This is a genomic window from Flavimaribacter sediminis (assembly GCF_019492055.1).
GTDB classification, from domain to species: domain Bacteria; phylum Pseudomonadota; class Alphaproteobacteria; order Rhizobiales; family Rhizobiaceae; genus Flavimaribacter; species Flavimaribacter sediminis.
Genome location: NZ_JAICBX010000001.1, coordinates 1,218,433 through 1,243,117, shown reverse-complemented (window position 1 = coordinate 1,243,117; position 24,685 = coordinate 1,218,433). Strand labels below are relative to the sequence as shown.

Below are 24,685 nucleotides of genomic sequence, written 5' to 3'. Positions count from 1 at the left end.
ATACTGCGTTAACCGGGTATCATGACGCGTTCGACATAGTTACCAAGACTGTCCGTCCGACGCGAACGATAGGCGACATAGCCATCCGGTCTGAACAGGTAGAGCCCACCGGTCGACATGCCGTATCGATCGGCGAGTTCGGCTTCCGGATCAATAAGGACCGAAATGTTCTCCGGCATTACGTCCTGGCGCCGCGGAAGCACGAGATAAACGTCCATCCAGGAACCGTACCTGTCCAACGCTTCGGCAGCCTGAACGCAGGCCGCGTCAACGAGCGTGTCCTCGCCGGCAAAAACGAGGAGGCAGTGATGGGGGCCATCCAGAAAACCGAACAGATCGCAATTGGCGTCAACATGCAGCAATCCCGAGACATTTCGGGCTTCCAGTCCGGGGCGAACCTCTTGCGGGAGATCAGCAGCATCGTCCATGCTGAGCGGACTCGCTCCGTAGTCGATGTCGAGTTCTTCAAAATTGCGACGGAAAGCGATCAATTCCTCGCCTTCCTTGTAAAAGCCTTTCAGGAAAGCGTCCCGCTCCACCTCCGTCATGTCCGGATAAGTCTCGCCCGGCTCCGTGAATGTCTGCGTGTTGTCGACCACCTGCCGCGCAACGGGACGTCTTTCCACCTCGTAGCTCTCCAGAAGCGCCTCCGACGCCACCCCACGGATCGCGAGTGTCAATTTCCAGGCCAGATTGCAGGCGTCCTGAATACCGGTGTTCATACCGTGGCCAGCGAAAGGTGAATGTACGTGCGCAGCGTCCCCTGCAAGAAAGGCGCGGCGATCGCGGTATCGCTTTGCAACGCGGTAGTTGATCCTGAAGTAGGTAAGCCAGCGCGGATCGCTCAGCCGATAGTTTCCTCCGGTGCGCCGATCGACCAGTTCCTGCAATTCGGCAAGATCAGGCTCTCCATCCGCGGAATGATCGCCCGCAAGCGGACCTACAATCTGGCGGCGGCCGCCGTTGAGTATGGCGAACATAACCGCACCTTCTCGATGCAAAAAATAGAACCAGGCGTCGGAAGGCTCATCGTTCTCGGAGATGACATCAGCCAGAAAATAAGGAAATTTGTCTTGTACGCCGGGAAACTCGATGCCCAGCAGGTGGCGCGTGGCGCTGTGGGCGCCGTCGCATCCGACCAGAAAAACAGCCTGGACGGATTCTTCGACACCGTCCGCGCGCTTGAGCGATGCCTGAACGCTGTCGCCATCCTGTTCGAGGCCAACGAGCTCGGTGCTGCGCTCCACCGTTACGCCCAGCTCATGCAGTTTCGATTCAAGCAGCCCCTCGATCTGCGCCTGCGAGTAAGAAATTCCATAGGGGTAACTAGAATCAACCGGCGGATACCGGGTCTGCAGGACCTGTTTGCCGTCCATAAACAGACGCATGCCACGCAACGGTTGTCCATTCTCCCTGATCTCATCGGCAATTCCGAGATTGTCCAGAAGCTCAAGGGAGCGTGAATGCAAGAGCGTCGCGCGTGAATTGACGTCGATGCCCGGTGATCCGTCTACGACTCGCACTTTGATTCCCTGGCGCGCCAGCCGAACAGCAAGCATAAGTCCGGTGGTTCGACCACCCACCACAAGGACTTCAGTAATTCCATTGGCGTATGCGTTCAGAGCCAACTCAAAAACCTTTCAGTGTTAAAATCGCCCCGAGTGAGCGCCGTCACTGCATCCATGCGTATTCTCGAAACGTGATGCGATCAACTTCACTCGAAACATCCATAACTGGGCAACCCCGACGCCGTAAGTCTTCGTGCCAGCTATCACTTCCAGAAATACCAACCGGGCACGCCTGGCGACAGAGACTGAAAAACCGTTGTTTTAGCAATTTTGACTTGTCAAACCGAATATTCTGGTATCAAAAGTAAATATACCATTGGCGTTAAGTTTTCTACTGAAAGTTGCTTCTTGCGTATACTGATAATCAACCTCGACAGAAGCCCCGACAGACTTGACTGGATCGACAAGGCGTTCAGGAATCAAGACCTGACCTATGAAAGAGTTAGCGCCATCGATGCCAAGGCGTTTAGCAAGGAAGAAGTAGCAGAGTTCCACCGCACTTGCTCCAGCGGGTTTAAGCAGCCCCCTGAAGAAATTGCCTGCAATCTCAGTCATAAAAAATGCTGGCAGATGATTGCGGACGGCGATGACGACTTTGTATGCGTTTTCGAGGACGATATCCACCTCAGCAAGGATGCTTCCAGATTTCTGTCGTCTTCGGAGTGGATACCCGCAGACGCGGAATTGATAAAACTCGAAACGTTCAACACCAAAGTCGAGTATTTACCCAAGGAAACGAGAGCAGCACTGGATCGGCAACTGGGCGTCGTCAGAAGTTTTCACCCGGGCTCTGCGGGTTACATCATTTCCAAGGACGGAGCCAGGAAACTGCTCCGGATGGCTGACAAGCTATATGCGCAGGTCAGTTTCGTCATGTTCGGCCCCAAACCTTCAAGGGCGGAATCTCTGAAAACGTATCAGCTGATGCCGGCTTTGTGCATTCAGGACATGCGACGAGACGGTTCGAAGAATGACAGGCTCGCCAGCACAATTGGTCACGAAAGGCTCGCTCTTGGCGCCGATCAGGGACAAAGACCCGCGACCCGCAACAACGGGAAGAATTCCAGGGCATCTTTCCGCAAACAATGGAAAAGCTCGATATCCAGGATGCTGAACCCTCGAGTTTCGGCCAAGGTCATCGAATACAAGGACTAGAGCACATCTATTTTATGACGGTTCATATTCGCATGCTGCGAATTAGTTTGCACATTCCTCGGGCGCGAAGCCTGTGATGAGCTCACCGACGGCGTTCCAAAGCGCTTCGATGGTGCGCTCGGCTTTGGCGCGCAGCATGGATTTGAGTTTGGCGAAGGCGTTCTCAATGGGGTTGAAGTCGCAACTGTAGGGCGGCAGAAACATGAGCCTCGCCCCGGCCGCCTCGATAGCGTCGCGAACGCCGGCAGCCTTGTGCGCCGTCAGGTTGTCCATGACGACGATGTAGCCGGGCTCCGTGGAAGGATGGTCCTTCCAGCTCAATCTCCGACTCTGGAACTTACTGTGGCTCGGCGTATTTCTTGTGACGATGTCACTGAGCCGCTCGCCACAAATCGTCGCCTTTGCAGGTTTCGCGAGCATCGCAGCCTGGAGTGGAACATATCTTTGGGTAGCAAGTCAGCCGGAATCGGTCGCTCGAACATCCATCCGGGCGATCCAGTGCGGTTTCGGACCAGACACTGTCATCAGCAATTATCCCGATCCCAACGTGGTGAGCCTGACGACGCTGCAATGGCAGGTGATATTCCTTCTGCCGGTGACGACCATCATGATCCTGACGGTATTGCGGTCACGCCGGCTCGTAAGCCGAATGGTTTCGGCAGAGGCTCAGCGCGGCGCATTGTCCCGCTACTTCACACCCGACATAGTGCGGGAATTGACGTCGAACGAAGGATCACTGGATCAGCCGGCAAGGATACCGGCAGCCGTATTGTTCGCTGATCTGGCCGGATTCACCCGACTGTCGGAAAATCTGGCGCCGAAAGAGCTAATCGAGCTTTTAAGTGAGTTTCACGGCAAGCTCGCCCGAATAACATTTTCGCATGGCGGCACTGTGGAAAATTACATCGGCGAAGTACTGGCCGGCAACATCGGGGAGAAAAGGCGGCTGGAATACACGGTGCTTGGCGATACGGTGAATGTGGCGAGCGGGCTTGAGCGCCTAACCCGTGAAATCAACGCATCAATTGTCGTCAGTGAGGAACTTGTGCGGGCAGCGATGGAGAACGACGCCCGGCCGGACGAACTCGTCGACAATCTCAGAATCGTTGGCGAACGCCCAGTCCGTGGTCGGCGCCAACCAATCCGAATCTGGCCTAATTCCGAATTCGAATGACAAAGCAGGAAATCTGTGGATTTCGCGGAAGTGGCTCCCCGGGCCGGATTCGAACCAGCGACCAATTGATTAACAGTCAACTGCTCTACCACTGAGCTACCGGGGAACATGGCGTCTCTGACAGTGCCGACGCGTATAGAAAAGAATTATTGGGTTGCCAAGCCTTTTTTCCAAAAAATGCCCCATGTATGCCCAATGGTTTCGACAATCGTCACAAGCGCTGCGGAGCCTTTAGTGAAAAAATGACAATGAAGAATGGAAAAGGATGAGGCAACAGGCTGGTTCCACGCACGCAGACAAACGCTCGCGCCCGCATGTCAAGCTCGGCAACAGAAAGCTCGGACTTCCGCGCTCGCGCCTGTTCCGGGTGGGCCTTGGATCTCTGCTCGTCGTTGGCGGAATTCTGGGCTTTCTGCCTATACTCGGTTTCTGGATGATTCCGCTCGGCCTGCTTGTACTGTCTCACGATTTGCCGATGGTTCGCCGCTGGCGCCGTCGACTGGCTGTCAGGTTCGGACGCAAGGTCAAAAACGGTGACAATTCCGGACGGTAAGCGCTTGACGAAAGCTCATGACAACCCAAATCGTCAACCGCGATCGAGCGAACAGGATTTTTAGAGAATTGACCTTGCACTGGTGCTGATTTCATTCTAAGTGCGTTCGGCCAATCGGCATACCGAGGCCTCGTGGCGGAATGGTTACGCAGAGGACTGCAAATCCTTCTATCCCGGTTCGATTCCGGGCGAGGCCTCCAGTTCATTTTATATTCAATATCAATGCATTGACGCAAAATATCAACCTAAACTATTGAGCGTCATGTTGCGAAGCGCTAAAAACGGCGACTGTTTGATTACAATGATTTACACCGTACTCCAACGATTCCATGCGACATGGACGCGACAAAACGTACGGAATTTTCGCCCCTGCGTTTGTTGGATGCTCTAATCAGGCAATGAAGGTTCCTTCTACTTTTCCGAATCAACAGGACCACTACCGACGTTCCCAAACGAATTGCCGTCACAGACCGATTTCGTCTCAACCCAACGGGCAGCCAGGTGAATGAGAATAATAAAAAGCGCTATAGGAACAGATCGATTCCGTAGCTGCTATTCGGATCGGACAAGTCGCTGATCGTCAGAGTCGCCGTATCGCCGGCGCCGCCGGTTCCTCCGTCGCCTCCATAGACGTCTGAGTCATCAAAACTGTCACCATCATACTTGGCTTCACCGCCTGTTCCTCCGGCTCCACCAATTGTCAATATTGCTATGCCGGTCTCGCCTTCGGTCTGACTGACGAAACCACCGGTCATGGTGATTGAGGCGGCCGATCCCGCACCGCCGTCACCGCCATCGCCGGCCGTTTCGTGGCGCCCGCTTTTGGATTCTCCGCTATAACCTGCACCACCGACTGTCGTCACAATGATGCTGGTGTCCGTTGCATCGGTAACGCCCCAGGTGTCGCTGCCGTTGGTTCCATCGAAGGTCACAGTAGCCGGAAAAGAAGACGAACCGTCGTCGCCGTCATCCGATCCCCCGGCGCCGGCTTCCGTCAGCGAGATCGCCGTCCCGTCCGAACCGCTGACATCGCCGGTCAGATCCTCGACCACGATCTCATCGACGGCATCCGCTTCAGTATAGCTGATCGGGCCAAGATCGCTGCCGGTGCACGTCACCTTAGTGCCGCTTGTCGAGCAGGCAGCCCACGTCTGTAGCGGCATAAGACACAATGAGAACAACAATATCGTTGCGGTTGCGCCGATGAAAAACAACCGGGAACAAATCACACCGAGAGATTCAAGCATAAAACGCCGAAATATTGTATTAATAATAAAGCAATAAAAAAAATATTCTCTCATTCAAAATAACCCGGATGCAAAGAACATATTCAGCATTTAATAATGCAATACCCGCCAGCTTAGTCCATGGCGGAAATTATCAATAAAGATGGGATGATCCTCTCAGTATCCTGATCGAATTCCTTGTTATATCTCGATAAAACAGGACTAAAAGACGACTTCGCCGAATCCAAACCACCTGTCGAAACGCTTTATTGGAGAATCAGTTACCAGTTGAGATGCGCGCACCTTTGGTTCGACGATGCAGCCAAATTCAGCTGTCTGTTGCGGGAGCGCTTCGGGCGCTTGTAATACAGTGGCAGACAGCTACAGCGAATACGACTTCACCAAGTCGCCGTTTCGCCTCGTTGGAAAGCTTAAGCCGAAGATCCGAGCTATCCGCATGCGCGTATTCATCGAGTTATTGATATTCACACCGGAAAAGCCTTGTCCTGCCGTAAAGTTCAGCACACAGGCTTGGCCTTAAGTTATGTGATTCGCTAAAGGCGCACCAGATTGCCCGTCGCCAGCACAGCGCCCGTCGCCTGACCGGAAAACGAGCCGCCGGCCGGCTCATCGCTGATCGCGAGGACGGCGTTGTCCATGAGCACGGCCAAGCCGTCCGGAACCGAAATTTCGGAAATACGGTCTCGTGCGAGCAGGCCCAGAGAGGCGGGCGGTTTCCCGACCGAGATCAGCCAAAGTTCGAAATCGCGTCCTTGCCCGGGCCCACCTTGCGTCCGGTTGATCTTCAACACGGATCGCGCCGGATCATAGGCGACGAGAAGCTGCACAATATCTGGATTTCCGGCGACGCGACCGACGAATGACGGAGAAAATCGATCCGCCTCCCGTTGCAGCGCTAAAAGGGATGCGCCTAGCAACAGCACTGCTGCGAGGCACACGGCGCTTGCGGCCTGCCACACGGCGAGGCTGGACCACCAGGACGCCTGGTTTTCAGGCTCCTTATTCAGCGTTTTCTCCGCGTTCTGGTTCGCGGCGCGCTGAGGTTCGTCTGGTGTGATCTCATCGCTCAACGGCAGCAGACGAGCCTCCCAGCGTCGCACAGCCATTGCAAGAGAAGGATCGATGCGCAGTCGGTTTGCGAATTCGGCGCGCTGGTCACGCGTCAACGTTCCCAGCACGAAGTCGGCGACCTGATTGTCGTCGAATTGCTCGTATCGGTCTCCGCCACTCATCGTTCCAGGCGCTCTCACAGCTTCGCAAGGCTCCGTTCCAATCATTTGCGCATCTATTGATCCGCACATCCTGTCGATCTGCAAGCGCCTGACAGGTGAAACATTCAACTTATGCACCAGGAATGGAACAGGCGCGCCAGGCTTTGAGTTCTACATGACAGTGCCCTGCACAGCGGCCGTCCTACAGAGAGTAAGGACAATCGCGATGAGACAGGAACCCACGTCCGGCTATTTCCGAGGCCACACAGTCTATTCAGATTGCTTGATCCTGGAAAAAAGCAACTCGGCGGGAAGACAAAAGCAGCAGGATGAAGATATAAAAAGCGCGCTGGCAAGCGCAGGACCAACAGATAGGCCAGCAGGTCCAGACAGAATAGTAGCCGGCGGCGCACATATCGGCGCTAGTGCAAGCAGGGAGAAGCCTTTGTCGGAAAACGAAATTGACGGATCCGGCTCCATGTCAAAAGCTGGACGCTCTCAAGAGCACATGCCGCACCACAACATACCGTTCGGCGCGCGCGCGATGTTGCGCATGCTTGCGGATCTCAAGCGCGGTTCGCTTTCCATCCAGTTTCCCGACGGGAACAATCATTCAATAAAGGGCGACGAACCGGGCCCGGACGCAACGCTTATCCTGCACAACTGGAAGCTTATTCCCGCTGCGATCCGTCGCGGCACGATCGGCGTCGCCGAAACCTATGTCGACGGTGACTGGGACAGCCCCGACGTGCCGACGTTTCTTGAACTGTTTGTCGTCAACGCCGACATGCGCAGCCACATGGCCGGAATCGCGCGCGTGCTTTCCCTGGTCGTCGAGAATTTGCGCCACTTTCTTCGCAGCAACACCAAGAGCCAGGCGAAAAAGAATATCGCCTCGCATTACGATCTCGGCAATTCGTTCTACGAGCAGTGGCTCGACCCCGGCATGACCTATTCGTCCGCGTTGTATCAGACCGGCGCCAACGATCTGGAAAGCGCGCAAAAAGCCAAATACGCCGCGCTCGCTGACGCAATTGGCGCAAAGCCCGGGGACCATGTTCTGGAGATCGGCTGCGGATGGGGCGCGTTCGCCGAATATCTGGCGAAAGACAGGGGCGTCAAAGTCACAGGCTTGACGATAAGCCAGAGCCAGCTCGACTACGCCAGAGACAGGATCAAAAAGGCAGGCTTGACCGATCTCGTGGAGCTGCGTTTTCAGGACTATCGCGAGGAAAAAGGACAATATGACCACATCGTCTCCGTGGAGATGTTCGAGGCCGTCGGCGAAAAATACTGGAATATATATTTTGACAAGTTGCGGGAGTGCCTCAAACCCGGTGGCTCCGCCGGGATTCAGGTGATCACGATTCACGAAAAGGAGTATGCGCAATACCGACGAAGTCCCGACTTCATTCAGAAATACGTGTTTCCGGGCGGCATGTTGCCGACACGGGAAATCATGGGAAACCTGGGTAAGGAAGCCGGACTGTCGCTAACCACGGAGCGCGCCTTTGCACATGATTACGCCCGTACGCTTGCGGAGTGGTATCAACGTTTCACCGCCGCCTGGCCAACCATTCAGCCGCTTGGGTACGACGGCCGTTTCAAACGACTTTGGGAATTCTATCTAAATTATTGCGAGGCCGGTTTTCGCGCTGAAAACATCAATGTTCGGCAGCTTGTCTATGAAAAGGCGTGACGGTCAGGACGTGGCGCGAATATTAATTTGAAATCCCGGCGACCGCTGAAAATCGTCTATCGCAAGGGCGCGCTACCGGCGAAAGACATTCCTTGTTTACGCGCCGCCGACAGACTATCCATTGGCCAGCGACTGCCTTGTCTGCAGGCGACAAACTGTTAAGAAGATCGCGCCTAGTCGCGTCAAACGGGAGGCGAAACGCCATGAATTTCGAAGCATCGGTGCTGGGCGGCATAGGCGATACGCCACTGATCAAGCTGAAGAAGGCCTCCGAGCTGACCGGCTGCACAATCCTTGGAAAAGCAGAGTTCCTGAACCCTGGACAATCGGTGAAGGATCGCGCAGCGCTCTATATCGTGCGCGACGCCGAGACGAAGGGCTTGCTGCGCCCCGGCGGCGTTATCGTCGAGGGAACTGCCGGAAACACCGGCATCGGCCTTGCCATGGTCGCCAAGACGCTCGGATACCGCACCGTCATTGTCATCCCCGAGACACAAAGCCAGGAAAAAAAGGATGCGCTCCGCCTTCTTGGCGCCGAACTCGTACAGGTGCCGGCCGCGCCCTATCGCAATCCCAACAATTATGTTCGCTTGTCGAGCCGTCTGGCCGAACAGATTGCGGCCGAAGAAGAAAACGGCGCTATCTGGGCCAACCAGTTCGACAACGCCATCAACAAACAGGCCCATGTCGAGACGACCGCGCCGGAAATCTGGCGGGATACGGACGGCAAGGTAGACGGCTTCATCTGCGCCGTCGGCTCGGGCGGCACTCTCGCCGGGGTCAGCCTTGGCCTCAAGGAGCGCAATCCGGACGTAAAAATCGGCCTTGCCGATCCGAAAGGCGCTGCTCTCTTCGAATATTACGTCAATGGCGAGTTCAAATCTGAAGGCAATTCCATCACCGAAGGCATCGGTCAGGGACGCATCACGGCCAACCTTGAAGGATTCACCCCGGATTTCGCCTATTCGATCCCGGATTCAGAGGCGCTGCCGATCATTTTCGATCTCATCCAGGAAGAGGGAATGTGTCTGGGTGGTTCTTCGGGCATCAACATAGCGGGCGCAATCCGCATGGCGCAGGAGATGGGTCCGGGGCACACGATCGTGACCGTGCTGTGCGATTACGGAAACCGCTATCTGTCAAAACTTTTCAATCCTGAATTCCTGAAATCAAAGGATCTGCCCTACCCCGACTGGATGGAAAGGGAATCGGCGATCGACATACCCTACGTCGAGGATTGACCGTGCAGGACACTCAACCGCTTTTCATCGAAGACAGCTATTTGACGACTTCCGAAGCCACGGTCGTCGCGATAAGTGATCGCGGCGGCATAGTGCTCGACCGCACGTGCTTCTACGCAACCTCCGGCGGCCAGCCGGGCGACACCGGCTTTTTTGAGCGTGAAGATGGATCCCGGATCGACATCGCCGCGACGATTACGGGCGAGAGCAAGGCCGAGATCATCCACGTTCCTGCAAACGATCAACCGGTTCCCGGCGTCGGTGAAAAACTGATGCTCCATATCGACTGGGAGCGGCGCTACAAGCTGATGCGCATGCATACCGCCTGCCATCTCCTCACGGTTATTTGCCCCTATGGCATCACCGGCGCCTCCGTTGGCGAGAACGAGAGCCGGGTCGATTTCGACATGAGCGAGATCGTCGACAAGAAGGATGTCACCGGGAAGCTGATGAAACTCGTGGAAGGCAACCACCCCGTCTTTACGCAATGGATCACCGAAGCCGACCTGGAATCCAATCCTGAGCTTGTGAAGTCGAAGAATGTCCGCCCTCCGAAAGGCAGCGGACGCGTACGGCTTGTCTGTATCGGCGAAGGCTCATCGGTCGACAGCCAGCCATGCGGAGGCACCCACGTTTCCGAGACGAAGGAAGTCGGCGAAATTCATATCGGAAAGATTGAGAAAAAGGGTCGAGAAAACAGACGATTCCGAATACGATTCGGCCCGTTGCCGGAATAGGATTATTCGTACATGTCTGTGAAAAGCCCCTTTGTCGTGTCTGCCGACTGGCTGGAGTCGCGTCTCCCGGAACCTGACCTGAAAATTGTCGACGCCTCCTGGTATCTGCCCATCCATAACCGGAATCAGCGAGAGGAATACGAAGCTGCTCATATTCCGGGGGCCGTGTTCTTCGATCAGGATGCAATCGTGGAGCCGGGATCCGCCCTGCCCCACACGCTTCCCTCACCGTCGGTTTTCGCTGCGCATGCGTCCAGGCTGGGATTGTCCAACGACGATACGATCGTCGTGTATGACGGTCCGGGTATTTTCACCGCGCCTCGTGTGTGGTGGATGCTCCGCGTCATGGGCGCGAAGAAAGTCCACGTTCTCGATGGCGGGTTGGACAACTGGAAAAAAGACGGCAGACCTGTCACCAATGACATGACGGTGGTGACGCCCACCGAGTTCATCGCCGATTTAGATGACAGTCGCCTCGCCCCTTTCTCGATGATTCAATCGATCGTCTCTGAAGGCGGCGCGCAGATTGCCGATGCGCGCAGTCCCGGAAGATTTTCCGGCGCCGAGCCGGAGCCGCGCGAAGGCATGCGTTCGGGACATATGCCGGGCGCCTTCAACATACCGGTGATGACCCTGTCCAATAACGGTTATCTGAAGGACATCGAGGCGCTCAAATCCGTTTTCGACGAAGCAGGAATGGATCTGGAAAAGCCTGTGGTGACGAGCTGTGGCTCCGGCGTTACGGCGGCGGCGATCATCCTCGCCCTTGAATCACTCGGTCACCAGGACAACAGGCTCTATGACGGCTCCTGGTCTGAATGGGGCTCGCGCGACGACACCCCGGTGGACACGGGAAACGGCCGATGATCAGGAAATCGCCCCGAAAAGCCGTCGTCACCTATCTCCAACAAAAAGAGCGCCCAAAACTGACCGCGCCCATGCCGGTCAACCTGCACGTCGCATTGATGCGCCAGGATCGGATGCCGCTTCATTTCTATCGCTATCTGCAATACCGCATAGGACGACGCTGGCACTGGGTGGCGCGGCTTCGGCTCGATGATACGGCGCTGGCTGCGCTGGTTCATTCGCAAGAGACGACAATCGACGTGCTCTATCTGGACGGTGCGCCGACGGGACTTTTCGAATTGCGCGCGCAGCAGGACGATTCCGTCAACATCGAGTATTTCGGGATGATGGACCACGCCCATGGCATGGGGCTGGGGCGTTGGTTCCTGAAACAGGCGATCGACGCTGCATGGGAGCTCAATCCGAACAAGGTGACGATCAACACCTGCACGCTAGACCACCCGGCTGCGCTTCCACTTTACCAGAAATTCGGTTTCGAACCGATCGGCCAGAGCGACACATTCATCCATCCGCTGACGGACGATGACTTGCTCAAGATCATGAAACGGGACTGATCCCGCAAAATCTCTTCACAAAAAAACCAGCCCCGTTGGTGCGACGGGGCTGGTTTGGCACGATCGCTTGAGGGAGAAACGTCAAGCGACCTTCAGAAAGCTTTCCGGCTCGGCAAGTTCGTATCCGAGGGCGCTGGCGACAGCCTCATTCGTGATGCGTCCCCTGTGGACGTTCAGGCCCGCGCGCAGGTGCCGGTTTTCCGCAATCGCCTTCAATCCCTTGTCCGCAAGCTGCAATCCATATTGCAGCGTTGCGTTGTTGAGCGCATGCGCCGAGGTGACAGGAACTGCGCCCGGCATATTGGCGACGCAATAATGGACAACGCCATCGACCTCAAACGTCGGGTTGGAATGCGTCGTCGCGTGAGAGGTTTCGAAACATCCGCCCTGATCGATGGCGACATCGACAATGACCGCACCCTTCTTCATGCCCGAAAGCATTTCTCTTGTGACGAGCTTCGGGGCTGCCGCGCCAGGTATCAGAACGGCGCCGACGACGACATCGGCTGAAAAGACCTCTTCTTCGACGGCTTCGATGGTCGAATAGCGTGTGTGGATACGTCCGCCGAAAAGGTCGTCCAGCTCGCGCAAGCGTCCGAGGGAACGATCGACGATGGTGACGTCCGCGCCCAAACCCACAGCCATCTTGGCTGCATTGAGCCCGACCACGCCGCCACCGATAATGGAAACCTTGCCCGGCAATACGCCCGGCACGCCTCCAAGCAGGAGGCCGCGCCCGCCATTGATCTTTTCAAGCGCCGTGGCGCCCGCCTGAATCGAGAGCCGCCCGGCGACTTCGGACATCGGGGCAAGAAGCGGCAGTCCGCCATGGGCATCGGTGACGGTTTCGTAGGCGATCGCCGTACACCCGGATTCCACCAGACCTTTCGTTTGTTCCGGATCCGGAGCCAGATGCAGGTAAGTATAGAGAAGCTGACCTTCCCTCAGCATCGCCCATTCCGCTGGCTGAGGCTCCTTGACCTTTACGATCATGTCCGCCTGCTCGAAAACATCCTTCGCCGTTTCGACGATCTTTGCTCCTGCGGCGCGATAGGCTCCGTCGTCTGCGTCGATGCCAAGGCCTGCCCCGGTTTCCACAATCACTTCATGACCACGAGCGATATATTCGCGGACGGAACCTGGCGTAAGGCCGACCCGATATTCGTTGTTCTTGATTTCCTTTGGGCAACCCACGCGCATTTCTGATGTCTCCTCACAGTAGCGGCGTCTGTTCGCCGCAGTCACAATGGCGATCATTTCATCGCAAAACCCACGAAATGTCCTTGCAAACTGGGATTGATAGCCACGCAAGAATTGAATATTATTCCAAATTATTAGCATTGTTCGAAGGATATTCGAATGAACAAGCTTGATGCGATCGATATCGCTATTGCGCGTACACTGCAGCAGGATGGCCGAATCTCCAACGCAAACCTGGCGGACAAGGTCGGGCTTTCACCGTCGGCATGTTCGCGCCGCCTCGATATTCTGGAAAAATCCGGCGTTGTTCGGGGCTACTATGCGCGCATTTCAAACAATGCGCTCAACCACGGCATGACCGTCATCGTGCAAATTTCGCTGTCGGGACAATTCGGCAAGACGCTCAGCGAATTCGAGGTGGCGGTCAGGCGCTGTCCGAATGTCCTCGTTTGCTATCTCATGTCGGGTGAATACGATTACGTGTTGCGGGTTGCCGCCCGCGACCTGCAGGACTACGAAAGAATCCACAAGGAATGGCTTTCGGCATTGCCGCATGTGGTCAAGATCAACTCGTCCTTCGCGTTGCGCGAGGTGGTTGATCGACCGAACATCGACATTGATATGCACGATTCCTGAACGGGGGAGAACAAATCGAATGAAAAGAAGAAAGCGTTCCAGGTTACGGGTAATAATTTACTCCGCAGTCATTGTGATCGCGGCGCTGGCGATCGTTTATCTCGCCGGCCCACGCATTCAGCCCGACACGGCCATACGCTTCGACCCGGCGGCGATCGGCGACGACATTGACGCCTATATCGCCGAAAGGGAATCGCGCTTTGACGACATACGCGAAAACAACCAAAAGCAGCTGGTTTGGGCTTACCCCAACTCAAAAGCCAAAACGCCGATTTCGATCGTCTACATCCATGGCTTTTCCGCTTCGCCCGCCGAAATCAGGCCCGTGCCCGATCTCGTTGCAGAAAGGCTTGACGCCAATCTCTTCTATACGCGCCTGGCGGGACACGGCCGAACACCCGAAGCCATGGGCGAAGCCACTTACAACAAGTGGACAAACGACACTGCTGAAGCAGTGGAGATTGGCCGCAGGATCGGCGAACACGTCATTATCATGGCCACATCCACCGGCGGCACGCTTGCAACCTGGCTGGCGGCTCGGCAAAACCCGTTGCCTGATGTCGCTGGCCTGGTGATGATATCTCCCAATTACAGAATGCAGGCCGCCGGATCGGACCTGCTGGCTGGACCCTGGGCGCAGCAGATCCTTGATCTGACCGTTGGAGAATGGCGCAGTTTCGAGCCTGAGAACGAGGGTCAGGGAGAGAACTGGACGACCCGCTATCCCTCATCCGTGCTGCTGCCGATGTCGGAGCTGGTCCGGGACACGCGCAAATCCGATATCGAAGCGATCACGGTTCCCGCTCTTTTTCTGATCTCCGAAAACGATCAGGTGGTCAGTCCGGAGGAAACACGAAATATGGCCGGACGCTGGGGCGGCGATGCGAAAATCATGGTGATTGAGAATGTGGACAGCGCATCGCAACACGTGCTGGCGGGCGACATCGTGTCTCCCGGCACGACACAGGAAGCAGCGAACATCATCACCATGTGGATAGAAGGACTTGGCCTCTAGCCCTTTGGGCGCGATCACGCAGCGTATCTACCCGGCTTTTTCGCGCGGCGGCTTGTCCTGCGAAAACAGATAGATCACTAGCGCCATGAGCATGAGGCCGGCATAGGTTGCAAACACCAGAGAAAAGGCGCGCTCCGGGGCGGCCGGATCAAAAGTGCTGTCGGCAATCCGTCCGGTCAGGAACTGTATCAGCCCCACGCCTCCTATCGAAAAGAAGTTCAGCAGCGTGACCCCGCGTCCAACCAGACTGGGCGGGCAGAAGGCGCGGCCATGCGCCATGATCAAGCCATAGCTGGCGCCGAAAAGCCCGATGACAATCATCAAGAGACTTGCCTGCAGCACCGGCAGGACTGGCCATGCAAACAATGCCAGCAGAGCCAGGGTCAGGACGACGTTTCCGAAGAACCCGACCCACTTGCGGGTATTCAACAGCGTGTCCATTGGCCCATATAGGAACGCGCCAATAATCATGGAAACCGCCATGAATAACGCGACATTGCCTAGAACGTCTGGTGAAACCCCGTAAACATCCGAAAAATAGGGGCCTATCCACAGGCCTCGTATACCCGCGGCGGGCGCATAGCTGACCGCCATCAGGGGGCCAACCAGCCACATCGCCGGCATCTTCAAAAGTTGCAGATACCCGCCAAAGCTGGAGCCGTCGCTCTTTTGTCTCGGGGGATCCTCTACGATCAAAAAAACCGCGACTGCCACAGCAAGAGAGATGATCGCCAGCGTGAAAATGGTCGTTCGCCATCCGGCCATTTCTATCGCGAGCACAAGGGGACGGGCTCCGATGACATTTCCCGCCGTGCCAAGCGCCATAAGCCATGATGAAAGCACTGCAAAACGCGCAGCAGCAAATCGGTGCGCGAATATGAAGAGCGAGGCCATCAGAACTGGCGAGCAGCCAATGCCGATCAAACCCATAGCGAGCGTGATCGTCGACGGCGCATTGGCGAAGGCGAACAGCAAGGCGCCGCCGCCCGAACCGAATGCGAACAGAACGGCCGCGGTGCGCCTTGGCCCGAACCGGTCAAGCGACACGCCAACGATGAACTGCATGAGCGCGAATGTAAGGAACCACGTGCCCGAAGCCTGGGACAAGTCCGCCTTGGTTGCGCCAAGCTCCTCGGAAAGCACCGGAGTAAGCACAGCCAGAAACGACCTGTAAAACTGTGAAAAGATGTAGGCAGCCGCAAGCGCTACGATACCGGCCATGATCTGAATCCTCCTCCCGCTCCGCCAGGCGGGGCCTAATCCCAAACCGATTTCATCAGCGATTGCAAGTTGTCAGATGATCAGACTGGACAGAATGTCGTTTTCGGTAATGTCCTGGTAGCGCAGGCCCGACTCTGTAAACTTCCGCGTCAAATCGGCGAAATTGCTCGAATGCTTTGTTTCGATGCCGATTAGCACTGACCCGAAATTGCGCGCCGACTTCTTCAGATATTCAAAGCGGGAGATATCGTCTTCCGGACCGAGCATATTGAGAAAGTCGCGCAGAGCTCCCGGTCTCTGAGCCAGTCGAATGACGAAATACTTCTTCAGCCCCGAATAACGCATCGCCCTTTCCTTGACGTCGGGCAGCCGCTCGAAATCGAAATTGCCGCCCGAGACGATCACAATCACTGTTTTGCCCTTCAGCACATCCGGATCGAGTTTTTCAAGCGCCGCAATTGGAAGCGCGCCGGCCGGTTCCAGAACCACGCCCTCAACATTGAGGAACTCCGTCATGGTTGCGCAAATCGCGTTTTCGCCGATCGTGATCGCCTGTTCAGAAGAAAAACCCTTGAGGCGCTCGAAATTTTCAACGCCAATTTCCGCCACTGCGGCGCCATCCACGAAATTGTCCACCTGAGCAAGCCTGACGCGACTGGCCGCGGCCAACGACTCCTTGAGGCTCGGCGCGCCTGCTGGTTCGCAAAAAATGAAACTGTCCCTGGCGACGACGCCATCGAGATAGCCTGTCACCCCGGATGCCAGCCCGCCGCCGCCTACCGGCACAAGGACGAGATCAATCCCGTCGCCTTCAGGCATCTGCGCTGCGATTTCGACAGCGACGCTCGCCTGTCCTTCGATGATGTCGGAATGATCGAACGGCGGCACCATGACGGCGTCGTTCTGCACTCCATAGTCAACTGCTGCGCGATAGCAGTCGTCAAATATGTCGCCGAACAGCCGGATATCGATATATTCGCCGCCGAAAGCTCTCGTCTTGTCGATCTTCTGCTGCGGCGTCGTAACGGGCATGTAGACCACGCCGTGACGCGCAAAATGGCGGCAGGCGAAAGCAAAACCCTGACTGTGATTCCCGGCCGAAGCGCATACGAAACGATCGGCGTCGGCGTCTTTCTCTATCGCCTTTCTCAGAAAATTGAAGGCGCCGCGAATTTTGAACGAACGCACCGGCGAGAGATCTTCGCGTTTGAGAAAAATGCGGGCGTTGTAGCGATTGCTCAGAAATTCATTCAGCTGCAGCGGTGTTTCGGGAAAGATGCTGCGCATGGCGGCTGCGGCGTTCTCACTGGCGTTTTTCATGCGGATTTTGAACCCAAAGTTTTGCTCTGCACCCTATAGCCGATTGGCTGCAGCGCGCAAAATGGGTTGAAGGAATTTAGGGCTTTGCGATTCTCCAAGACAATATCGTGACAAGCCGCACTGCCGACGCTGACGAAATAGTGTCGGGCCGGCCGGAGCATGCAGACGTTACTTCCACCTTGACGTCCGGCAATGAAGTATAATACTTGGCCGCCAAAAAATGTTATACTATTACACGCAAATTCAGCCCGACCATGCCATGAAAAATCCTTCATCCAAAAGCCGCGCGCACAGAGACAAGATCCCGGTATTCCTTTTGACAGGGTTTCTCGGTTCGGGAAAATCCACGCTCCTCAATCATGTTCTGCAACAGCGGGATTTTGGCGACACGGCCGTCATTATCAACGAATTCGGCGACGTCGCTCTGGATCACAACCTCGTCCGTGTCGGTGAAACCCGCATCACGCGCGCAACGACGGGATGCTTGTGCTGCACCATGGGGAGCGATGTTCGTTCAACTCTGCACGAATTGCTGGCGACTGCGGACTCCGGGGAGATCACCTTTGATCGTGTCATCATAGAAACGACGGGGCTCGCAGACCCTGCTCCGATCGTCAACCAGTTGCTACCGGGCGGCGTTGCGGCTTTCGGGCTTGCCGATCACATTGTGGCGCGCAACTTCGAACTCGCCGGTGTTATCACGCTTGTAGACGTTCTTACCGCCGAACTCACGATAGAGAACCAGTTCGAGGCCTCCAAGCAGATTGCGTTCGCAGACCGCCTTGTGCTCACCAAAACCGATCTCGCCCGCGAGACCGCCAAACAAAAAGACATCGCAAGGCTGCGCGTCCAACTCGGCGCCTTGAATTCCTCTGTTCCGATTATCGATTGGCGCGACAATGATTTCGACCCTGCGAAACTGTTTCTGCCGCGTCCTTACCGACCTGTGGATCTGGGAGACGACGTGACCTCATGGCTTGCGCTGGAAAGCGCGATTGCCTCCGAGGAAAGCGATCCCGTCAACATGGACAGCGATAAGGCGGGCATTGCTCGCCATGGCGCGCGAATCCGGACATTCGCAATTGTCCGGGAGCAACCGGTCGACGCCGCCGCATTCCTCCAATTCCTGAAGCTTCTTACCGATTCAGCCGGCCCGAGCCTTCTCAGGGTAAAGGGAATTGTCAGTCTTGAGGAAGAACCGGACAGACCGCGCATCGTCCATGCTGTTCAGCACGTCGTCTATCCCCATTCCGTCCTGGATCATTGGCCGGACGACGACCACCGGACACGTCTGGTATTCATTACGGACGGGGTTGAACCGGATCCGGTTAAGCAATTGTTCGAGGCCTCGCTCAGTAGCCAGTCCCCCCTTGTCGAGCGGGCGTTGACCATGATCAAGACAGGCATGACGAAAGTATTTCGATCCGGCGCCATCCAGATGGTTCGCGTCTGGAAATTTTAGGCGACACACTGGCAAGGACGTCATCATGGTTGATACCACCCGCTCGACATCCCCGTTCAACCCTCTCGCGAATCCCCTCGCCCCGCGACGCGGCGTTCCCGAAAAGACGCGGCGGATCAAGGAATGGGTAAAAGAGATTCTCGAACTCGAACCCGACGTGGCTGTTTCCGTGACAGAACTTGCCTGCCGCGATGAAGGGTGCCCCGATATAGAGACAGTCATCGGCGTGATTCAGACGGGCAAGCTGATTGAAACTTTGCGCATCCATTTGCCGATTTCCGATATTACCAGAGACGATCTCGCCGAAATTGCATAGTTTTGCTGCGATCGCGACCGCGCCTGAAAAAACTTGCAATCCGCCTCCGGATAATTACCAGTAGCGGCGCGTGCCCCCTTGGCGAAATTGGTATACGCAACAGACTTAAAATCTGTGGCCCTTTCGGGCGTGCCGGTTCAAGTCCGGCAGGGGGCACCAGCAGCATAAATGCCTGATTTTCGGGTTATGCACCCCGCCAAAACATTAAATATCGGTAATTTAGGTGTACTGCGCAGCGTAAGTGCCACTGGCGGCTATTAATTGTGGTTAATATTAGGTATAAACACTGTTTATTAACCATAACAGGGAGCCCTACCTCCAATGAAACACGATGCAGTCGCCTCAACCTATAACGCCCCCGCCGGACTGGCCATGTTCGACGTGACGTTCTTCGATACTCATGACAAACCGATCGGAGAATGCAAGGTCGCGGCACAGGATTATTTCGACGCCTACGACGTCGCGCAGCGCATAAGACCAGAAGCCGCCGATATCGTCATTTGCGACGTATAATACACTGCGGACGTCCCGTTTTCATCACTCCTTCCTTGTATGAACATATGACAGCAAGGGCGTCAGAACGCCCTGACTGAAGGACGGAGATCACCTGCAATCGATGTCGGACTGTTATCCCGGGCTATTCTGCCCTATCCTTCGACACCGGTTTCAGCGGAGATACGGCGATGAAAACACTGCTTCTTGCCGCCATCATGAGCATGACCACCGTGTCTGCAATCGCGATGAACACATATAATACGCGCGGGATGACCTGCGCGCAGATCCAATCGGCCCTCAAGCGTGACGGAATAGCTCAACTACACTATGCGTCACCGAGAAATCCGGGGGTTCCCCTCTATGATACGTTCGTGGCGTCGAGCAGGGATTGTCGTTCTTCGAGCATGTCCAAGCCGGCTTATGTGACGACGCGCGACACAAGGAAATGCCAGGTGCGCCAGTGCGTTCGCAAATCCAGACGGTAGCGGCGCGCATATTCCATTCGACTCACCCTATTCATCCGCGACGAACCTCAGAACGGCGTCGGCCACCTGAGAACGCAAGTCGAGTTGTCCGGCGTGATTATGCAGCGCGTCGCCGAACAGCAGTGAGAAGGTCACCCTGTTTGAAACATTAAAGAAGCTGAGCGCTGATATGAGCCAGTGAATGGCAAGCGGCGAACAGCCGCGTCGGAACACCCCCTGCTCAAGACCCTTGTCATAGATCGCTTCGATCCGCGAAATGGCCTCCTGGTTCAAACCGCGTATCAGGTCTGAATGTTTGAGGTATTCGCCGTGATGAATGTTCTCGATCATCACGATACGGATGAAATCCGGATTCCTGCTGTGATGATCAAAGGTGAATTCGGTCAGACGGCGCAACGCCTCTTTCGGCGCGAGGTGATCGAGCATGAGCTCTTTCTCGCCTGTGCGCACTTTGCGATAGGTTTGTTCCAGAACCTTTCGGTACAGGCCGTCCTTGTCTCCGAAATAGTAATAGATCATCCGCTTCGACGTCCGCGTCTTGGCGGCGATCTCATCCATGCGGGCGCCGGACAAGCCACGGTCGGCGAATTCTTTGAGGGCCACCTCGAGAATGTTAGCCCGAACGCCCTCCGGATCCTGTTTCCAGCGCTGACGCTGAACGGTTTTCCCGGCTTCGGCTTGCCGCTGTGATTCCATACCCCTCTTCTACAGTCCTTTGCCGCGCTTCGCCAATTGTTTGTTTTAACTGTTTAGTACAAATGCGTTATAAATTTAACGAAACAGTACATAACGGGCCTCCTTGCGAGGATGGGTGGAGCAGACTTGGTCATCGAGGGTGCCAGGATCAATCAGGACGTGACTGGCGCGACGCGCAACCGGCGGTCGGTGCTAATCAGGCTCGTTGGCCGTGGCATTCAACTATCGCGAACGCCCGCCTTGCACGAGACGGAAGGTTTTGGACACAATACAGATCAGATCTATGGGGGTTCTCCGAGAACTTTCGCCGCAACATGAACGATTTACGGCGCAGCGCAGTGCTATTGCTCGGCGCCGGCGGCGCAGCAGCCGCAGTGGCGCATGCCCTGGCGGACCGCCATGTGGAAAAACGGATGGTTGCCGATGCGGACGCGTCAAAAGCCGCAGCTTTGGCGGCATCGCTCAACCTTCGACATGGCCCCGGACGGGCGTTGGCGGTGGATGATCTAGGACAAGCAGCCGGCACTGCGGACGGGATTGTGAACGCTACTCCGGTCGGCATGGCGAACCTGCCCGGCCTTCCCCTTCCCGAGGCGCTCAACCGTCCGAAAATGTGGGGCGCGAACATTGCGAATTTTCCACTCGAGTCCGAGTTGCTACGGGTCGCAAGGTTGCGTGGTTGCAGAACGCTCTCGGGCGCAGGGATGGCCGTGTTTCAGGCTGTTCGGACTTTTGACTTATTCACAGGTCTAGCGACCGATGTTGCAAGGATGTCGCGTTGTGGCGGCCGAACGAAATCAACATCATCATCAACACGGAGCGCGAAAGCTTCTTCTTCGAAATTGTGGAACGTCGAGGCGTTTACGACAGCTACGGCGCGGCAAACGCGCTATTCCGTATCGCCGCGCAGAGGCGCCACTTGCGTCCAAAAGTCGTTCCGAAGAACTGATAGTATCGTTGTTTCTTCCTGCTTCCCGCTCGAGATGTTACTCTTGGACGAATCTGGTCATTCGGGGGAAAAGCGATGAAGAACTGGATGCTTTGGCTGATTGTTGGCGTTATCTCTATCGTCGGTGGGCTTGTCGCCCTTCTCAACCCGTTGGCGGCGACCTTTGCAGCCGAAAGACTTATCGGCTGGATTTTCATTATCGTCGGCGTCTTGCAGGTTATTTCGGCCTTTCGCGAGCAAGGTCGCGGCGCTTCGCTATGGGCCGGGCTGATCGGCGTGCTGGCTTTGCTGGCCGGTATTTCCCTGCTCAGCAATCCGTTTTCGGGCGTGATTTCCCTTACGCTGGTCCTCAGCGTTCTGATCGCGGCGGCGGGCATCTCCAAATTGATTACCGCATACCAAATCAGGCGGGCGCGCTATTTTCCGCTGATCCTGATCTCCGGCCTGGTGTCGATCGTTCTTGCGATCCTTATTTTCACCAATTTCCAGGAAGCGGCGACGGTTCTCCTCGGCGTAATGTTGGCGATAGAACTCATCTCCAACGGGGTAAGTCTTATCGCGCTCAGTCTCTTTCGAAGATCGCCGACCTGACCAATCGCCTGGTGACCGATTGCCGACTTTCAGTCAGTCAGTCTGATCCTGCGTTTGTGTCGAGGTACGCTCTACGCTTCCGGTGGACATCGTATCGGAAGGTTTGTCTTGCACGTCGGTCAGTTCCTCCAACTGCGCAGTATCGTCCTGCAATGCGTATCCGTAAATTTCCACGCCAACCCACACGACGGCCGCCGCCGCCAGGCCAATCAAGAGGGCTTTGATCAGGCTGGGACTGCGATCTCCCTGTTTTGCTTCGCGTCCGGTCAATTTCTCCGACATAACTTTTCCTTGTGTTCCTCTGTCTGTGCGTAAACGTCAGGAAACGCTCCAAGTTCCAAAACATCTTCATACTTTTCCCTGTTTTCTGCCACACGCGTCGTTCGCTGTATAAAACTCACATTCTTTCTCTGCTTCGGATCAACACATCGACTCGGAAGCCTCATGGAACTGTTCTGGAAGCTGCGCGTTTCAAAATTACGAGCTAAATGGAGGTTGATTTGAGTGACGAAAGGAATGTTCCAAAAGCTGAAGCGGAAGCCGATCTGAAACAAACTCAGGAAACCAGCCTTCCGAACGCCCTGCCAAACACCGACCATAGTCCACATCCCGGCGCCAATCATTGGCGGACAGCGGGTATCGCCGGCGCGATTGTGATCGTGGTTCTTCTACTGCTTGTTTTCGGCCTGAGGTAAAACTAAGCAGAACTTCTTTTGATCTCGGGAAAGTTTCTCCGAACCCATCTATCCGGTTTTTACCCCGCTGCACACTGCAGCGGGGCTTGGCTTTTCAGGCGCAAGCTTTCGAAGAAACCATCCCGCCTTGGAACGGAATACGCCGTAGCCGCGTTTACAGGTCAGACGCATCAGACGTCAGCGTCTTATGTAAAAACTCTTTCAGGAAAGGAAATTGAAAATGAACTGGAACCAGATCGAAGGCAATTGGGAACAGGTCAAGGGCAAGGTCCAGAAGGAATGGGGCAAGCTCACCGACAGCGACATCGACTATATCGCAGGCAACCGCAAACAGCTCCAGGGCAAGCTGCAGGAGCGTTACGGCAAGTCGGTCGACGAGATCGACCGTGAGATCGAAACCTGGCTCACTCGCGCCTGACTAAAAAAAAGCAAGAAACAAAACAGCGCCGCTCCATCGAGCGGCGCTGTTTCTATTTCTGGCTGCTTACAGGGAATGTAATCTCATACTCGACTGAATTATCACCGGCGTCGAAAGACGCTGTGCCATTCAGGGAGGCGGGAACGATCTTCTCCAACAGCATTTGCTCGAACTCCATGCGATCCGAAGGTTGATCGTTCACCATTCCAATGTGTGGAGCCCCTGCGTAATTTTCACGCCATACAAGATGAGCATGCGGAGCGGTTTCTGCGCCTTTGCTCTTATAACGTTCGAGGTTCACGGCGATACTCTGTGCGCCATTCGATATAAAGCGGCGTGAAGCGGCTTGAACGATGAGTTCATGCAACGCCAAACCGAGATACAGCGAAGCGCTTGGCGACAACAATATGTTTTCGCCGGTGAAAACTATGGCCTTATTGTCATCTGGAAAGTAACTCTGCGCCTGATTGTGAATAAGATCCTTCAGCATCGCGCCTTTCCAGTCGGAATCTGTAATCAGATCCTGAGCGCGCGCCAGTGAATACAGCCGACCCCGAAACCGACGCAGATATGTATCGAGCGTATCGCTGTGCCTGGCGGTTTGGGTGGCTATGCTCTGGATTATCGCAAGAAGGTTCTTTGATCTGTGGCTGACTTCGCGAAGCAAGGACACCGTAATGCGTTCCGTCGACTTTTTCAGCGAAATGTCGCGAATGATCGTCTGCAGATAGGTGGAGCCGTCACCGGCGATAAACGGCTTGATTTCGAACTCATAGGCGAGATCTCCCTCAAGCATCATCTCCAGTGTTTTCGTTTCTCCACCTTTCAAAGCCTCAGCCTTGACCTTGGCCAGCCGACCGGCGAACTCCGCGCCGAAAATCGAGGCGTCGTCCGGCTCTTGGTCGAGAGCTGCTTTCCAGCGGCTCGGCATATTCATTATCTGAAGATATTCAAGGTCCTGGTTCTGTATGGCGATGCACAGCCCCGACTCTTCCATAGCCGCGACAAGATAGCGTTGAACGGTGCTGTCTTCCTGGTTTGATTTCCGCCAGCGGGTCAATGGCTTGTCCATCCGGATGCTACATTACGTGTGGCCTGTCGGAGCGATTGACAGGATCCGTCATGATTGGCTCGCAAGCGATGCAAATCGCTGAGAAACCGTGACTACAACCGGCAAACT

The 24,685-nt window shown here is 55.6% G+C and carries 27 protein-coding genes, 3 tRNA genes and 2 pseudogenes; 21 read left to right on the top strand and 11 right to left on the bottom strand.

The annotated features are described in order from the left end of the window. Positions 1-8: 8 nt before the first annotated feature. Positions 9-1,586, bottom strand: coding sequence for an FAD-dependent monooxygenase (locus K1W69_RS05900; RefSeq protein ID WP_370688216.1), 1,578 nt, complete (start codon positions 1,584-1,586; stop codon positions 9-11). A gap of 330 nt (positions 1,587-1,916) precedes the next feature. Here K1W69_RS05900 and K1W69_RS05895 point away from each other — a divergent pair, with 330 nt between their 5' ends. Continuing rightward, positions 1,917-2,723 (top strand): glycosyltransferase family 25 protein, encoded by an 807-nt coding sequence (locus K1W69_RS05895; RefSeq protein WP_220227373.1) that lies wholly within the window; start codon positions 1,917-1,919, stop codon positions 2,721-2,723. A 42-nt stretch (positions 2,724-2,765) separates the two neighbouring features. Here K1W69_RS05895 and K1W69_RS05890 read toward each other — a convergent pair. Beyond that, positions 2,766-3,014: pseudogene (locus K1W69_RS05890) on the bottom strand (transposase); the annotation flags it as partial. Positions 3,015-3,084: 70 nt separating this feature from the next. On the opposite strand from K1W69_RS05890, the gene K1W69_RS05885 reads away from it, so the two are divergent. Continuing rightward, on the top strand, positions 3,085-3,897 hold the full coding sequence (locus K1W69_RS05885; protein ID WP_220227372.1) for an adenylate/guanylate cyclase domain-containing protein: 813 nt from the start codon (positions 3,085-3,087) through the stop codon (positions 3,895-3,897). Between the two features lie 31 nt (positions 3,898-3,928). Here K1W69_RS05885 and K1W69_RS05880 read toward each other — a convergent pair. After that, positions 3,929-4,003 (bottom strand) — tRNA-Asn (locus K1W69_RS05880). 159 nt (positions 4,004-4,162) lie between these two features. On the opposite strand from K1W69_RS05880, the gene K1W69_RS05875 reads away from it, so the two are divergent. Together K1W69_RS05875 and K1W69_RS05870 are read left to right on the top strand one after the other, a co-directional pair. Further along, on the top strand, positions 4,163-4,450 hold the full coding sequence (locus tag K1W69_RS05875; RefSeq protein ID WP_220227371.1) for a hypothetical protein: 288 nt from the start codon (positions 4,163-4,165) through the stop codon (positions 4,448-4,450). Between the two features lie 126 nt (positions 4,451-4,576). Further along, positions 4,577-4,650 (top strand) — tRNA-Cys (locus K1W69_RS05870). A gap of 324 nt (positions 4,651-4,974) precedes the next feature. Here the strand turns inward: K1W69_RS05870 and K1W69_RS05865 are convergent. Continuing rightward, positions 4,975-5,751: a hypothetical protein gene (locus K1W69_RS05865; RefSeq protein ID WP_220227370.1), complete on the bottom strand. Its 777-nt coding sequence runs from the start codon at positions 5,749-5,751 to the stop codon at positions 4,975-4,977. Positions 5,752-6,230: 479 nt separating this feature from the next. Further along, a complete protein-coding gene (locus tag K1W69_RS05860; RefSeq protein WP_220227369.1) occupies positions 6,231-6,947 on the bottom strand; it encodes an anti-sigma factor in 717 nt (238 codons plus the stop codon). 439 nt (positions 6,948-7,386) lie between these two features. On the opposite strand from K1W69_RS05860, the gene K1W69_RS05855 reads away from it, so the two are divergent. The 5 genes from K1W69_RS05855 to K1W69_RS05835 all read left to right on the top strand — a co-directional run bounded on the left by K1W69_RS05855 (position 7,387) and on the right by K1W69_RS05835 (position 12,006). Beyond that, positions 7,387-8,607, top strand: coding sequence for an SAM-dependent methyltransferase (locus tag K1W69_RS05855; RefSeq protein ID WP_220227857.1), 1,221 nt, complete (start codon positions 7,387-7,389; stop codon positions 8,605-8,607). 203 nt (positions 8,608-8,810) lie between these two features. Next, positions 8,811-9,848 (top strand): cysteine synthase A, encoded by a 1,038-nt coding sequence (locus K1W69_RS05850; RefSeq protein WP_220227368.1) that lies wholly within the window; start codon positions 8,811-8,813, stop codon positions 9,846-9,848. A 2-nt stretch (positions 9,849-9,850) separates the two neighbouring features. Continuing rightward, positions 9,851-10,585, top strand: coding sequence for an alanyl-tRNA editing protein (locus K1W69_RS05845; protein WP_220227367.1), 735 nt, complete (start codon positions 9,851-9,853; stop codon positions 10,583-10,585). Positions 10,586-10,597: 12 nt separating this feature from the next. Continuing rightward, positions 10,598-11,452 carry a 3-mercaptopyruvate sulfurtransferase gene (gene sseA, locus K1W69_RS05840; RefSeq protein WP_220227366.1) on the top strand — a complete coding sequence of 285 codons (855 nt, stop codon included), beginning with the start codon at positions 10,598-10,600 and terminating at the stop codon, positions 11,450-11,452. Continuing rightward, positions 11,449-12,006: a GNAT family N-acetyltransferase gene (locus K1W69_RS05835; RefSeq protein ID WP_220227365.1), complete on the top strand. Its 558-nt coding sequence runs from the start codon at positions 11,449-11,451 to the stop codon at positions 12,004-12,006. Before sseA ends, K1W69_RS05835 begins: the two co-directional genes overlap by 4 nt. A gap of 81 nt (positions 12,007-12,087) precedes the next feature. On the opposite strand, the gene ald is transcribed toward K1W69_RS05835, so the two are convergent. Further along, positions 12,088-13,206 (bottom strand): alanine dehydrogenase, encoded by a 1,119-nt coding sequence (ald, locus tag K1W69_RS05830; protein ID WP_220227364.1) that lies wholly within the window; start codon positions 13,204-13,206, stop codon positions 12,088-12,090. A gap of 159 nt (positions 13,207-13,365) precedes the next feature. Between ald and K1W69_RS05825 the strand changes: the two genes are divergently transcribed. Next, a complete protein-coding gene (locus K1W69_RS05825; RefSeq protein ID WP_220227363.1) occupies positions 13,366-13,842 on the top strand; it encodes an Lrp/AsnC family transcriptional regulator in 477 nt (158 codons plus the stop codon). 19 nt (positions 13,843-13,861) lie between these two features. Beyond that, the gene (locus K1W69_RS05820; protein WP_220227362.1) at positions 13,862-14,857 is read left to right on the top strand and encodes an alpha/beta hydrolase; all 996 of its coding nucleotides are present in this window, start codon (positions 13,862-13,864) and stop codon (positions 14,855-14,857) included. A 27-nt stretch (positions 14,858-14,884) separates the two neighbouring features. Here the strand turns inward: K1W69_RS05820 and K1W69_RS05815 are convergent, their stop codons facing one another. Both K1W69_RS05815 and ilvA read right to left on the bottom strand, forming a co-directional pair. After that, on the bottom strand, positions 14,885-16,078 hold the full coding sequence (locus K1W69_RS05815) for an MFS transporter (protein ID WP_220227361.1): 1,194 nt from the start codon (positions 16,076-16,078) through the stop codon (positions 14,885-14,887). 72 nt (positions 16,079-16,150) lie between these two features. Next, on the bottom strand, positions 16,151-17,398 hold the full coding sequence (ilvA, locus tag K1W69_RS05810) for a threonine ammonia-lyase IlvA (RefSeq protein ID WP_220227360.1): 1,248 nt from the start codon (positions 17,396-17,398) through the stop codon (positions 16,151-16,153). A 259-nt stretch (positions 17,399-17,657) separates the two neighbouring features. Between ilvA and K1W69_RS05805 the strand changes: the two genes are divergently transcribed. From K1W69_RS05805 to K1W69_RS05785, 5 genes are all read left to right on the top strand, one after another. Next, the gene (locus K1W69_RS05805; protein ID WP_220227359.1) at positions 17,658-18,860 is read left to right on the top strand and encodes a CobW family GTP-binding protein; all 1,203 of its coding nucleotides are present in this window, start codon (positions 17,658-17,660) and stop codon (positions 18,858-18,860) included. A 25-nt stretch (positions 18,861-18,885) separates the two neighbouring features. Beyond that, positions 18,886-19,176: a nitrate reductase gene (locus tag K1W69_RS05800; RefSeq protein ID WP_220227358.1), complete on the top strand. Its 291-nt coding sequence runs from the start codon at positions 18,886-18,888 to the stop codon at positions 19,174-19,176. 72 nt (positions 19,177-19,248) lie between these two features. Continuing rightward, a tRNA-Leu gene (locus tag K1W69_RS05795) sits at positions 19,249-19,335 on the top strand. Between the two features lie 162 nt (positions 19,336-19,497). Continuing rightward, positions 19,498-19,689: a hypothetical protein gene (locus tag K1W69_RS05790; protein ID WP_220227357.1), complete on the top strand. Its 192-nt coding sequence runs from the start codon at positions 19,498-19,500 to the stop codon at positions 19,687-19,689. 170 nt (positions 19,690-19,859) lie between these two features. Beyond that, positions 19,860-20,156, top strand: coding sequence for a hypothetical protein (locus K1W69_RS05785; protein WP_220227356.1), 297 nt, complete (start codon positions 19,860-19,862; stop codon positions 20,154-20,156). Positions 20,157-20,183: 27 nt separating this feature from the next. On the opposite strand, the gene K1W69_RS05780 is transcribed toward K1W69_RS05785, so the two are convergent. Then, complete coding sequence (locus K1W69_RS05780; RefSeq protein WP_220227355.1) at positions 20,184-20,852, bottom strand: TetR/AcrR family transcriptional regulator; 669 nt, start codon at positions 20,850-20,852, stop codon at positions 20,184-20,186. Positions 20,853-20,914: 62 nt separating this feature from the next. Here K1W69_RS05780 and K1W69_RS27280 point away from each other — a divergent pair. The 3 genes and pseudogenes from K1W69_RS27280 to K1W69_RS05765 form a co-directional block, all read left to right on the top strand. Next, positions 20,915-21,391: pseudogene (locus K1W69_RS27280) on the top strand (hypothetical protein); the annotation flags it as partial. Positions 21,392-21,630: 239 nt separating this feature from the next. Then, complete coding sequence (locus K1W69_RS05770) at positions 21,631-21,801, top strand: hypothetical protein (RefSeq protein ID WP_220227899.1); 171 nt, start codon at positions 21,631-21,633, stop codon at positions 21,799-21,801. A gap of 75 nt (positions 21,802-21,876) precedes the next feature. Further along, positions 21,877-22,392: an HdeD family acid-resistance protein gene (locus tag K1W69_RS05765; protein WP_220227354.1), complete on the top strand. Its 516-nt coding sequence runs from the start codon at positions 21,877-21,879 to the stop codon at positions 22,390-22,392. A 33-nt stretch (positions 22,393-22,425) separates the two neighbouring features. Here the strand turns inward: K1W69_RS05765 and K1W69_RS05760 are convergent, their stop codons facing one another. Beyond that, the gene (locus tag K1W69_RS05760; protein ID WP_220227353.1) at positions 22,426-22,674 is read right to left on the bottom strand and encodes a hypothetical protein; all 249 of its coding nucleotides are present in this window, start codon (positions 22,672-22,674) and stop codon (positions 22,426-22,428) included. A gap of 218 nt (positions 22,675-22,892) precedes the next feature. Here K1W69_RS05760 and K1W69_RS05755 point away from each other — a divergent pair, with 218 nt between their 5' ends. Further along, on the top strand, positions 22,893-23,087 hold the full coding sequence (locus K1W69_RS05755) for a hypothetical protein (RefSeq protein WP_220227352.1): 195 nt from the start codon (positions 22,893-22,895) through the stop codon (positions 23,085-23,087). Positions 23,088-23,307: 220 nt separating this feature from the next. Next, positions 23,308-23,505, top strand: a complete 198-nt coding sequence (locus tag K1W69_RS05750; protein ID WP_220227351.1) for a CsbD family protein — start codon at positions 23,308-23,310, stop codon at positions 23,503-23,505. Between the two features lie 52 nt (positions 23,506-23,557). Here K1W69_RS05750 and K1W69_RS05745 read toward each other — a convergent pair whose 3' ends face one another. Further along, positions 23,558-24,577 carry a sensor histidine kinase gene (locus tag K1W69_RS05745; protein ID WP_220227350.1) on the bottom strand — a complete coding sequence of 340 codons (1,020 nt, stop codon included), beginning with the start codon at positions 24,575-24,577 and terminating at the stop codon, positions 23,558-23,560. Between the last annotated feature and the right edge of the window lie 108 nt (positions 24,578-24,685).